Consider the following 10,540-nt stretch of genomic DNA (forward strand, 5'->3'; position numbering starts at 1 on the left):
TTGTTGCCCAGGGCTGAGACTGCGTTTACTGCGAGTTCTTCTGTTCCGGGCAATGCGTAAGCTGCACATCTGACACCCTCTCCAATTATCTGTATTAATTCTTCGGAGACGGCAGGAATGTCTTTCCTTGCAATTGCGAAAGCCGTAGAGTACTGTGGATGGGTGTGGATAACCGCCCCAACATCTGACCGGTGTTTGTAGATCATCCTGTGCAGCCCATGCTCTATACTTGGCTTTCGCTTGCTGTCAATAGTATTGCCTTCCATATCTGCCATCACAATATCCTCGGTCTTCAAGCAGCCATAGCTCATCCCGCTCGGAGTTATGAGGAAGGTTTCGTCATTAACTCTGACACTTATGTTGCCCCAGGTTCCCACTGTCATACCCTGGTCTTCCATTCTTCTGCAGGCATCCAGCACCAGACCGGCAAATTCTTCTCTATTCATCCGCATACGCCTCCAATTCTGCCATCATTGAACGTGTTCTATCGTAGATTCTCTTGTATATACCAAATAAGTTGTCATATTTTTCTGCTCTAGCAGGATCGGGATCGACCCTCTCGACACGCCTTACGAGATGGGCCGCCTCTAGGGGGTCGCGTATCTCCTTTGTTGCAAGAAGGGCGAGTATTAGGTTTCCTATAGAGCCTGTGTCCTGGGTCTCGAGCGTCATGACTTTCTTTCCATAGACATCGGATTGGATCCTTCTCCAAACAGGGCTCTTGCTTCCTCCGCCCATGACATTCACGCTGTCGAAACTCACACCCAGCTCTTCAACGACCTTCATGCAATCCTTTATTGAAAAGGAGACCCCTTCCATGATTGCCCGAACCATGTGGGCTTTGGAATNNTCAGAAGATTAAGTGATAAACTTAACTAATATGGCAAATTGAGGCACTGTGAAAACATACGGAACGGGAATAACATTATCAAGCCATGAGTGTGATTTGTTTAGGTAATTGCATTAATATGATAAACGATAAGGAGAGTGTGATCTTTCATAGGAGCTTATGCTTGCGAAGGAAGCTTTCAACTTCTTTTTCATATGTGACCGGATCGGTTGGGAGAGACGCTGCATGAGCAGCTCCGGGAACTACTAGAAGATGATTTTTCGAATTGCCTTCCATGTGCATCTTTTCGCTCATATAGGTTGGAACGTAATGGTCTTCAGCTCCGTGCGCGAACATTACTGGAACTGACGACTCTCTTACGGATTTTATTGGGCTTACTTCTTTTAGATTCGCGCCAGTCAGGAGTTTTGCAAAGAATCGGGCTAGCCAAATGAATGGAATCGAGGGAAGGTGAAAGTCCTCACGCAACCTTACTGACAGCAATTCTTCGAGGTCAGAAAAACTGCAGTCGGCGACGCAGAAATCGATCTCATTGTCAAGAGAAAGGTATTGAAGAGCTATTGCAGCACCCATCGATTCTCCGTGTAGGCCGATTCGAGTATTCGCCCCAAGTCTTTCCAGAGCCCATTTCTTTACAGCGGCAAGATCATGCTTCTCGTAGAAGCCTAGAGTCGTATTCGTACCTCCGCTTTTTCCGTGATTCCTGTGGTCATATACGATGATGTTGTAGCCCAGCTTGTGAAAAACCTTTGCATACTTTATGGAACCGAAAAGTGAATAAGTGATGCCGTGACAGATAATTACGGTTCTTTCGGAATTGTCGTTCGGAATCAGAAACCCGTGGAGTTTGTATCCATAAGGAGAATCAACCCAAATCTCTTCCTTTCCGACCTCTTCGAACCAATCTGGATCCATTCTGCCATTCTCGACTTCGATGCGGTAGGTCTCTTCGTAAGGGATCTGTCTGGGTTTTATGACCCTATTTGAGAGAGCAAATCCCACAAAGGCCAGAAATGCTACAACAACTAGAATTATTACGGCAATTATCATTTTTTCCCTCCATATGGAACTACCTCTTTTCGAAGCCCCTGAATTCCAGCTCTTGAGAGGACTGTTCGATTATTCTGGTGATCTTTCCTCCAGAAAGCTTGACGGCAAGAGATCCCTTTTTCACTTTGTTTAAGAACAATGCAAGTTCAGTCTCATCGCCTCTAGCGACAATTCTTACGGACCCATCATCCAGGTTTTCGACATACCCGGTGATTCTGTGTTTTTCTGCAAGCCGCCTCACGAAGTTTCTCATTCCAACTCTCTGAACTCTCCCTTCGAGAGTAACTTCAACCGTTCTCACACTACGACTTTACCTCCCTATGGTTTAGAATATTTCTATCTCTTCATAGGGAGATTCTATCAGTTGATGGTACCTAAACCTTTCTCTTGAGAGATGCAGTTATTTCTTGGCGAACCAGGAGGTAAGATGATAACACTAGATTCCAAGTTCCGACAATATCCGCTCAAGTACGTTTCCCAGACTTTGCTGACGATCATTTCGGTCTTCGTGATTCTGCTCTTTATTGATGCAATCTCTGAAGCAGTTGTTGTTGCTTCGTTTGGGGCATCGACATTCATTATCTTTGCGATGCCAAATCTCAGGGCATCCAGCGCAAGGTACGTTCTGGGAGGCAACGCAATCGGTCTGCTGGTAGCTTTTGGAGTTCATGTTTTGGATCTGCTGACTAAACATACTCATATTCAGTGGTCTGATAACATATCATTCGCCTTCATGGGGTCTCTGGCGATAGGTCTAACTATGTTTGCCATGGTGATAACCGATTCAGAGCATCCGCCGGCTGCCGGACTCGCACTGGGGTTGACTCTTGACGGGTTCAGTGTTAGAACTGCAACTATAACCATTCTTGGGATAATCATCGTCTTTTCGGTAAAAGAACTCTTGAAGAAACACTTGCTGGATCTTGTCTAGGAAGGAGGTAACTGGATGATAAGACTGGAAAAGATGAAGCCCGATGAGTTCGAGGTCTATAGTGAAGGATTGGTAAGAAACTATGCGATCGAGAATGTCAAATCGGGAAGGTGGGAAGAGAAGGATGCGATCGAGAAATCGAGAAGAGAGATCGATTCATTACTTACGGATGGTTTGAACACCAGGTATCACAAGCTTCTAAGTATAGTGGAGACTGATCATAATCATAAGATTGGCTACTTCTGGTTGCATATCTTCCCGAATACAAAGAAGGGGTTCATCTATGACTTCGTGATCCAAAAGGAATTCAGAGGAAAAGGTTGTGGAAAGAGGAGTCTCGAAGCACTTGAGGAATATGCCGGAGATCTGGGAATAGAAAATCTTTCGCTACATGTCTTTGCTCATAACACCGCAGCGGTATCGTTGTACAAGAAGATGGGATATGAAGTAACCAACATGAATATGGCCAAGGCGATCGGTAATAACTAAAAAGAAAAAGAGAGGATGATTCCTCTCTTTTCTGGCAGGCGAGGAGGGCCTCGAACCCCCGACCTACGATTTTGGAGACCGTCGCTCTGCCAATTGAGCTACTCGCCTACAAAGACGATTATAGCGGAATCGATACTCCTTTTCAAGAGGAGAGGATTATTGCCAGCACGATCGAAATAAGAAAGAGTATGAGATATGAAGAGAGTGCCGAATCGATTCTCTCGAAGTAAACCGGCAGAGGTCTAAGGAACTTGCGCAGCAGAAGATACCCCGCCATTCCCGCGATAACGGCAAGTAATGATTCGAACATGTATATTTCGAAACCGATGATCCCATGTATTATTATGACTCCGGACAAGATGGAGTAAGCAGCAACGGTATTCGCGGCCGGCCAGGAGGAAGATTTACCGGGTTTGAGAAAGATGAACTTCGAGAAGCTCATTGCCGTTCCAGCGGAAGCAATAAGAAGCAGGATCTTCACTGAGGGACAACAAGCGCCGTGTATGATGATCTCTTTAGTTACACACCCGGATGTCATAGGAAATCCCGCAATAGCAAGCGAACCGATCAAAAGAAAGGCATACTCGACTTTTGTGATCTTCCCCGACCACTTTGAATATTCCTTTGTACCAAGTCTTGCCGATATATTCCCGACGACCAGAAAGAGGAGCGTTTTGAATATTGCATGGCTAAAGCCGTGCCAGGCAGAGGACTTGTCACAGTTTACAAGCATGAAGCCAACTTGAGAGATAGTATGGTATGCAAGGACCCTTTTGGCGTTCTTTGAATTGACGGCGAAGATAACGCCGACAATTGCGCTGACGATGCCGATTATCATATAGGTATCTCTCATCCAGCCGAAAGAGGAATACGTGATGAACCTTATAGACAGGTACACGTCAAGCTTGACAATAAGGCCGGATAGTATTGGAGAGACTTCTATGGGCGCATTGGAATGAGCATCCGGCAGCCACATGGAGAAAAAGAAAAGACCGGACTTTACGGCCAGCCCCCCGAATATCAGAACAGTTGCGATAGTTGAAACATGTTCGAGACTATCCATCGCAAATGAACCCGTCTCCATATAGACAATCCCGATTCCCAGTAGATAGAAGTTCAGACCTAGGGAAGAGAGGAGCAGATACTTAAGGCTGGCCCAGGCCTGACGGGGCTTTTTCTCGTAGGAAATCAGAATGAAGGAAATAATCGACGCGAGTTCTATGGTTACGAAGATGCTGAAAAGGTCCCTCGAAAGGAAAATCGAATTCAGAGTTCCATAAAGTATGAGGATTAAGGCGTAGAAGAAGCCGTCATAACCTCTCTTGATAGAATTCAGGATCACCGCAAGCATCACGATGAATGTAGACAAAAGAAAGGGAATTGCGAATTCATCGACAGCCATACCGATTCCAAGCGAACCCCACTTTCCCAGAATAATCGAAGCATCTTCAAAGATAACGAAAGGAAGAACGCTTCCACTTGCAAAAGCAGTCACAATCGCTACAATCGGACTGACCGACTTCCTGTCTTTCAGCACCAGACAGACAATTCCTCCCAGGACGGGCAGAAAGACGAGCGCGATCACCGTTCTTCCCTCTCGAAGATTATTTCGATCGTCTCGACGTTCATTGTGTGGTATTTGTTGTATATTATGATCGCGAATACGAGTGAAAGACAAAGCAGGGCAAATGATATCACAATACCTGTGATTATCACTGCCTGAGGAATCGGGTCGGCGTAGGTGGTTCTTGAGAAATCGCCGCTGACTATGGGAGGTATTATCCCGCTTCTTGCTGAGATTCCTGTGTACATGAGGTTTATAGAAGTCTCCACAATACCTAAAGAGAGAATCTTCTTTATAAGGTCCTTCGAGAGAATCATACCGATCGTTCCCACCAGCATTCCCAAAATTGAGAAATAGATTACGAGAGTTCCTGTCATAGTGTTCCTCGTCTGCTAATAAACTCGCTGGACATCTTCCATGCGCCGGCGTATACTTTGATTCCGATAAGAATGTTCAGAATCGGGATCAGCCCACCGCTGAAAGTAGAACCAAAGCCAGCCTCAGAAAGTAATTGTGAGTGGGTTTCTGGTAAAAGGATGATCAAAGTTGAGAATGCGAAAATTAGCACGAGACTGATTTTCTCAAACATACCGATCTTTAGCATATCATAATGAAGACTTGCCTTCTTGAAACTGGAAGTGAGACCGTAAGTGATTACGCCTGTTGCAAGTACAACTCCGCCAACAAAACCTCCACCCGGGCTGATGTGGCCGTTTATTACCACATATAGGAAAAGGGTTATCGACAAGGCGGCCAAGCCCCCGCTATAGACAGTTACTGTACCAAATACCTGCTGGCCTTCATCGTTGTTCACTGGAAGCGATGCAAGAAGGGCGGCGACTCCCAGAGCCGTTATAGTGAAGACGATTATCTCGAATATCGTGTCATAGAGTCTCGTCTCAAGATAAACGCTTGTAACTGCGTTGGGCACGTTAACTCGTTCCACTATTTGCTCTATCGGCCTGGGGATACTTCCAGATGGATCAAATGAAAGCATAACAATGACAAAGATTATTGTAACTGCTATGATTCCTGCTATCTTCACAGGTACCGCCCCACTATCTCTTCGATATTCCCTGAAGATCTAATCTCGTTCAATCCTTCAAGAATATCTCTTTCCAGATCCGGCGAATTCATGGAAATGACAAAGACATAGCGGCTCTTTTTCAGGAATTCTGGCGTAGGAGAAATAGCGTTTCTGCTCAAGTGTTTCAGTCTCACAAAATCAATTTCCTCTCCGTTACAGACAAATATTGAAGTCTCCAGATAAGGGATGCCTTTTGTTCTACCTGAAACGTCGTCCTCTGTAAATGCTCCACAAACCAAATCGACATCATGATTCTCAACGGCTTTCAATGCTTCTTCCTTTGAAGAGAACTTAACTGGTTCAACGTGATAACCTTCCTTTTCGTCAACAAGCCGAATGATCTCCCACTCCAGCCCTCTCAGACCGGAAGGCAACTCCTCTATCATCGAAGGCACATCGAGAAATCCGAGACGGACACGGCGCTGTTTCTTAAGTGCCATTATGTAGACTATTAGAACTAGTGCAACCCCGACAGAAAACTGGGTCATCGCAACATCCGGCGCGCCTATTATCATCATAATTACGGCCGAGACCGAACCCATAATTCCAAACCAGATAACACTCTGGAAGTTAGTCCTTGATGAAAGGACGATTATCGCGCTAACAAGATAAAGAGAACTGATTCCGATTAAGACGAAACTCATCTCTCTTTTCCCCCCGAGTTTATGAAGGCCCTGGCAATTACGTGAGTTACAAGCGGTCCAGTGACCATCAAAGCGACAATAAACGCAAACATCTCAATTATCGTCAGCAGGCCAAAGAAAGAAGCAGAGATTACGATGAATATAAGTCCGACAGTGTCGGCAACCGTTAGAAAATGGAGAGTCCCGATGATTGTGTGAGCGAGGATTGCCCTAAACGTGCCTCCGACAACGAAAAAGAGGCCGGGTATAAGGAATAAGTATCCGATTATTCTCATCATCGTCGTACCCCCAGATAATATGCAGCGATAATTGTGCCGCTCGTGTTGAGAATGAGAAACAGCAAGGCAACACTGGATATGAAATCAACTCCAGTAACCATTTCAATAAATATGACGCCTATAAGAAGCCTTGTCGAAATGGAAGAGTAGGCTATTAGTAGTTTCCAGGGATCGCTACTTGCAGCAAACCAGACCAGCATCGCAATAGAAGAAATTATTGCCGCCATTGTGATATAGAAGGTCACTTTTTCACCTCGTGGATCAACAGCCCTTCCCTGTCCTTCGAAATGACAACTTCCTCAGGGGTCATTGTAATAGAGATGATCTTCCCAAATTCAACGATTCTGTTTTCCGGTGCCTTTTCGCTTCTTACCGTGAATGCGGGTTTCGAGAAGATAATTCTGAATGATTGGAAGACCGCAACAGGTAAAGCGAGCATAATTCGAAATACGGTACCAAGAACAGGACCGGGACGAATAAGTCTAGACGATATATACTGAGCAAGTACCGAAACTAGCAGCCCCGAAACTACAGAGGCCGGCGTGAATCTGCCAAAGAAAGTGATCCACAAGAAGAAAGAAATAGTGAAAATCATCTAGTCCCACCTCAAAGGTTTGGCCCTGAAATTCTCCTTAGATTCGAAATGCTGCATCCATCCAGTGAGACCAAATCTATCTATCACATCAAGTGCATAATCGTATTCTTCTTCCGAGATTTTTCTTGATAGTTCGTAGTGCTCTCCCGCTCTGTAAACTGGTCGATACTGTGACATAAGCGATATGGGAACGGACGAAGACAATTCAAAGGCCACAAACTCCGCCATCTCTTCTGTACCCGCTATTCCTTCAGGTAGAACAAGGTGCCTGACAATAACTCCTCGCATTCTTTCTTCTCTGAAAGAGCCAGTTTGTCTAAACATCTCCTTCACTGCCTTCTTTGTGACAGTCCAGTAATCGGGGACAAGTGAGTATTTCTCTCCAAGCGCATCGTCGGTGTATCTTATATCTGTGAGATAGATGTCGACGATTCCATCGAGAAGCTGCAAAGTACTTACTTCTTCATAACCGCTAGTGTTGAACACTACTGGAAGGGAAAAGCCCTCCTCAAGTGCAAGTTCGTAGGCTTTGAGGAAGCCATACAGATTGGGAGTCGGAGTGACGAGATCGATGCAAGCGGCCCCTTCCTCCTGAATCTTCATGAAGTGTCGCGATAGCTCTTCAAAAGAAAAGACCTTGCCTGCGTTCTTTTGACTGAAAGCGAAGTTTTGACAGTAGAGGCAGCTCATTGTGCAGCCACTAAAAAAGACAGCACCTGCACCGCCTTCCTTCACCAAAGGTGGTTCTTCCCCAAAGTGTAGTACTGTTGCTGAGACTCTCGGTTCAATCCTCTGCATGCAGAAACCAGAAGTCTCATACCTGTTCACATGACATTTCTTAGGGCACAGGTCACAAGAGTGCAGTCTTTCTCTCGTTTTTTCTATTGCTTTATGTACTCTGTCGAGTTTTTCTAAATTTGAATCCATTCAATCCATTCCTTCTCTTCACTCTAAAGGTTGTCGGAAGACCGTGAGCTGATACTATCACACAAATTCGAGTCTAGGGAGACTAAGATTGCGTTTGGGCTATGCGAGGGAAAAGGAACACTTCGGGCAAGTTCGCCTAACCAACAATCCCTTACGTACAACCAATCTATCATCGTACTGAGAGTCTTACATCCCGTCAAGCTGAACATGTTTAGCATCCAGTTCCTTTTTCTTCGCCAGCGGAAAACCGCTCAACGGCCCACAGTTCTCTTGGCACACACCAACCCCCGACCTCGTTTCTCCCTCATTCTTCATCGGGATAGAAAGTTATCTTTGCTCCCAGTGTCCTCAGTTTCTCCTGGAATCTTTCATACCCTCTGAAGAGGTGTGTGGCATTGTTGATGATTGTCTCTCCGTCCGCAGCTAGCCCGGCCATTACCAGAGCAGCACCGGCCCTGATGTCTGGCGCAACGACTTCTGCTCCACTTAGCTTTTTCACACCACGAATATTCGCATGACTGCTCGAGACTTTTATCTGAGCCCCCATACGGTTTAGCTCATCTACGTATCCAAAACGATTTTCGAAGACGTTTTCCTCAAGCACCGAAGTGCCCTCAACCGTCGCTAAGACGGCCGTTATTATTGGTTGAAGATCTGTTGGAAATCCAGGGTATGGTTCAGATGATACTCTAACAGGGTTCAAGGGGCCTTTCCAGAAAGCTCGCAAGTATTCATGGCCCTCTTCTATGCCTGCACCCATCTCTTCGAGAATTCTCAAAAGGGCGATCAAATGGTCTGCAATTGCCCCATGGATTTTAATGTCACCTTTGGTGGCGATCGCTCCGAGTAAATACGTTCCGATTTCTACTCTATCTGGAATAACTGAATACTCTGCTCCAGTAAGCTTTCCAACTCCTGTCACTTTGATGGTTGGAGTTGAGGCACCACTGACTTGTGCACCACACTTGTTAAGAAAGTTCTGAAGATCAGAAATTTCGGGTTCACGCGCGGCGTTTTCAATCGTTACCACGCTCCCCTCCATAAGCGTTGCCGTAGTCATTAGCTGCTCGGTAGCTCCCACACTGGGAAACGGAAGAGCATAGATTATCTCTTTCTCGAAATTCTGCGGGATTACGGCCATAACGTCGCCGTGCTCTTCGGTTATCTTGAATCCAAAAGCCTCCAAACCCTTGAGATGAAAATCAACAGGACGCTGGCCGATATTGCAGCCACCAGGTTTTCCAACCTTGGCCCACCCACAAATCATGGCGAGAGGACCAATAATGTTGAATGAGGCTCTCATTTTTCTTACGAGTTCATATGGAACGTTTCCTACTAGAATCTCTCCAGGCATTATTGTGACGGTTTCATTTTCGAAAGCAACTGTCTTTCCAATTTGCTGAAGTATTGATATCATCGTCTGGACATCTCGCAATTCTGGCACATTCTTTATGACGACTGGCTCTTCAATCATTACTGTAGCCGCAAGAATCGGTAGCACTGAATTTTTGGAGCCACTTGCCCTTATCTCGCCTTTGAGACGTGTATTTCCCATAACAACGAGCTGGCTCATAATAACCCTCCAATCTTTTCATCAAGTTAAGAAGATACGACCGCACTCTTATTTTATCAGAGGTAAGGGCAGAGGAAAGATCGAATCATACCATAATAATTCTATTAGCTCAGGATCTCATTATAGATACGAAGTCCGATCCTTAGACCTTCTATTCTGCCGGATTCATTAACGATGAACTCCCCCGCACTTGCCAAATAAGGTTCGCTAAGATTTATTACGAAACCTCCGCCCGATATTGAGATCTCCTGTGGAGTGGATGGAGAAGCTGGTTCCGAGTCTTCGTCAGGAAAACCTACTCGCGGGATTTCCTTAATGAAGCTCTTCCCTTGCTCAATGAAGATCTCCAGATCTGACATCTCTCCTTTGTAGAGCCAGGCAATCTTCTCCGCCTTTCCAGATAATTTGTTGCGGGTTCAAGAATCTCCGGATTCAGTCCCAGAAGATCTTCAACGACCATTCTTGAAAAGAGGGAGGTCGCTTTACTACCTTCATTGCTGTTGGTTAGAATGGCAGCTGAAAAGTCCATCTCCGGGAAGACCATCAGTAATG

The 10,540-nt window shown here is 45.5% G+C and carries 15 protein-coding genes, 1 tRNA gene and 1 pseudogene; 2 read left to right on the top strand and 15 right to left on the bottom strand.

Going from position 1 to position 10,540, the window contains the following annotated elements; all coding sequences use genetic code 11:
- The 4 genes and pseudogenes from B3K91_RS04120 to B3K91_RS04135 form a co-directional block, all read right to left on the bottom strand.
- Positions 1-446, bottom strand: a 446-nt coding sequence (locus B3K91_RS04120; protein ID WP_292594047.1) for a class II aldolase/adducin family protein, incomplete at its 3' end; no start/stop codon positions are given.
- Positions 439-840, bottom strand: a pseudogene (locus B3K91_RS04125) (FGGY-family carbohydrate kinase); the annotation flags it as partial. The pseudogene B3K91_RS04125 and the gene B3K91_RS04120, both read right to left, overlap by 8 nt.
- Before the next feature lie 157 nt (positions 841-997).
- Complete coding sequence (locus B3K91_RS04130; RefSeq protein ID WP_213917501.1) at positions 998-1,900, bottom strand: alpha/beta hydrolase; 903 nt, start codon at positions 1,898-1,900, stop codon at positions 998-1,000.
- Between the two features lie 19 nt (positions 1,901-1,919).
- A complete protein-coding gene (locus B3K91_RS04135; RefSeq protein WP_213917502.1) occupies positions 1,920-2,201 on the bottom strand; it encodes an acylphosphatase in 282 nt (93 codons plus the stop codon).
- A 126-nt stretch (positions 2,202-2,327) separates the two neighbouring features.
- Between B3K91_RS04135 and B3K91_RS04140 the strand changes: the two genes are divergently transcribed.
- Together B3K91_RS04140 and B3K91_RS04145 are read left to right on the top strand one after the other, a co-directional pair.
- Positions 2,328-2,831, top strand: coding sequence for an HPP family protein (locus tag B3K91_RS04140; RefSeq protein WP_213917503.1), 504 nt, complete (start codon positions 2,328-2,330; stop codon positions 2,829-2,831).
- 15 nt (positions 2,832-2,846) lie between these two features.
- Entirely contained in the window at positions 2,847-3,320 is a 474-nt protein-coding gene (locus B3K91_RS04145) for a GNAT family N-acetyltransferase (protein WP_213917504.1), read from the top strand.
- Between the two features lie 32 nt (positions 3,321-3,352).
- On the opposite strand, the gene B3K91_RS04150 is transcribed toward B3K91_RS04145, so the two are convergent.
- The 11 genes from B3K91_RS04150 to B3K91_RS04200 all read right to left on the bottom strand — a co-directional run.
- Positions 3,353-3,428: transfer RNA gene (locus B3K91_RS04150), tRNA-Trp, on the bottom strand.
- Positions 3,429-3,462: 34 nt separating this feature from the next.
- On the bottom strand, positions 3,463-4,905 hold the full coding sequence (locus tag B3K91_RS04155; protein ID WP_292590788.1) for a proton-conducting transporter membrane subunit: 1,443 nt from the start codon (positions 4,903-4,905) through the stop codon (positions 3,463-3,465).
- A complete protein-coding gene (locus B3K91_RS04160; RefSeq protein ID WP_214060367.1) occupies positions 4,902-5,261 on the bottom strand; it encodes a sodium:proton antiporter in 360 nt (119 codons plus the stop codon). The genes B3K91_RS04155 and B3K91_RS04160 overlap by 4 nt, the downstream gene beginning before the upstream one ends.
- Positions 5,258-5,929, bottom strand: a complete 672-nt coding sequence (locus tag B3K91_RS04165; protein ID WP_292590787.1) for an MnhB domain-containing protein — start codon at positions 5,927-5,929, stop codon at positions 5,258-5,260. Before B3K91_RS04165 ends, B3K91_RS04160 begins: the two co-directional genes overlap by 4 nt.
- A complete protein-coding gene (locus B3K91_RS04170) occupies positions 5,926-6,615 on the bottom strand; it encodes a hydrogenase subunit MbhD domain-containing protein (RefSeq protein ID WP_292590786.1) in 690 nt (229 codons plus the stop codon). The genes B3K91_RS04165 and B3K91_RS04170 overlap by 4 nt, the downstream gene beginning before the upstream one ends.
- A complete protein-coding gene (locus B3K91_RS04175; RefSeq protein WP_214060369.1) occupies positions 6,612-6,893 on the bottom strand; it encodes a monovalent cation/H(+) antiporter subunit G in 282 nt (93 codons plus the stop codon). Before B3K91_RS04175 ends, B3K91_RS04170 begins: the two co-directional genes overlap by 4 nt.
- Complete coding sequence (locus B3K91_RS04180; RefSeq protein ID WP_214060370.1) at positions 6,890-7,138, bottom strand: hypothetical protein; 249 nt, start codon at positions 7,136-7,138, stop codon at positions 6,890-6,892. Before B3K91_RS04180 ends, B3K91_RS04175 begins: the two co-directional genes overlap by 4 nt.
- Positions 7,135-7,488, bottom strand: coding sequence for a Na+/H+ antiporter subunit E (locus B3K91_RS04185; RefSeq protein WP_214060371.1), 354 nt, complete (start codon positions 7,486-7,488; stop codon positions 7,135-7,137). Before B3K91_RS04185 ends, B3K91_RS04180 begins: the two co-directional genes overlap by 4 nt.
- Positions 7,489-8,415: a radical SAM protein gene (locus tag B3K91_RS04190; protein WP_292593208.1), complete on the bottom strand. Its 927-nt coding sequence runs from the start codon at positions 8,413-8,415 to the stop codon at positions 7,489-7,491.
- 304 nt (positions 8,416-8,719) lie between these two features.
- Positions 8,720-9,988: a UDP-N-acetylglucosamine 1-carboxyvinyltransferase gene (murA, locus tag B3K91_RS04195; protein ID WP_292590784.1), complete on the bottom strand. Its 1,269-nt coding sequence runs from the start codon at positions 9,986-9,988 to the stop codon at positions 8,720-8,722.
- Between the two features lie 295 nt (positions 9,989-10,283).
- The coding region (locus B3K91_RS04200; protein WP_292594049.1) for a hypothetical protein at positions 10,284-10,540 on the bottom strand (257 nt) is incomplete at its 5' end.

This window comes from Mesotoga sp. UBA5847 (genome assembly GCF_002432735.1).
Classification (GTDB): domain Bacteria; phylum Thermotogota; class Thermotogae; order Petrotogales; family Kosmotogaceae; genus Mesotoga.

Excerpts from the sequence above, each read along its gene's own strand:
- B3K91_RS04130 (WP_213917501.1), bottom strand. The coding sequence starts at position 1,900 with ATGATAATTGCCGTAATAATTCTAGTTGTTGTAGCATTTCTGGCCTTT.
- B3K91_RS04140 (WP_213917503.1), top strand. The coding sequence starts at position 2,328 with ATGATAACACTAGATTCCAAGTTCCGACAATATCCGCTCAAGTACGTT.
- B3K91_RS04145 (WP_213917504.1), top strand. The coding sequence starts at position 2,847 with ATGATAAGACTGGAAAAGATGAAGCCCGATGAGTTCGAGGTCTATAGT.
- B3K91_RS04160 (WP_214060367.1), bottom strand. The coding sequence starts at position 5,261 with ATGACAGGAACTCTCGTAATCTATTTCTCAATTTTGGGAATGCTGGTG.
- B3K91_RS04170 (WP_292590786.1), bottom strand. The coding sequence starts at position 6,615 with ATGAGTTTCGTCTTAATCGGAATCAGTTCTCTTTATCTTGTTAGCGCG.
- B3K91_RS04175 (WP_214060369.1), bottom strand. The coding sequence starts at position 6,893 with ATGATGAGAATAATCGGATACTTATTCCTTATACCCGGCCTCTTTTTC.
- B3K91_RS04185 (WP_214060371.1), bottom strand. The coding sequence starts at position 7,488 with ATGATTTTCACTATTTCTTTCTTCTTGTGGATCACTTTCTTTGGCAGA.
- B3K91_RS04190 (WP_292593208.1), bottom strand. The coding sequence starts at position 8,415 with ATGGATTCAAATTTAGAAAAACTCGACAGAGTACATAAAGCAATAGAA.
- murA (WP_292590784.1), bottom strand. The coding sequence starts at position 9,988 with ATGAGCCAGCTCGTTGTTATGGGAAATACACGTCTCAAAGGCGAGATA.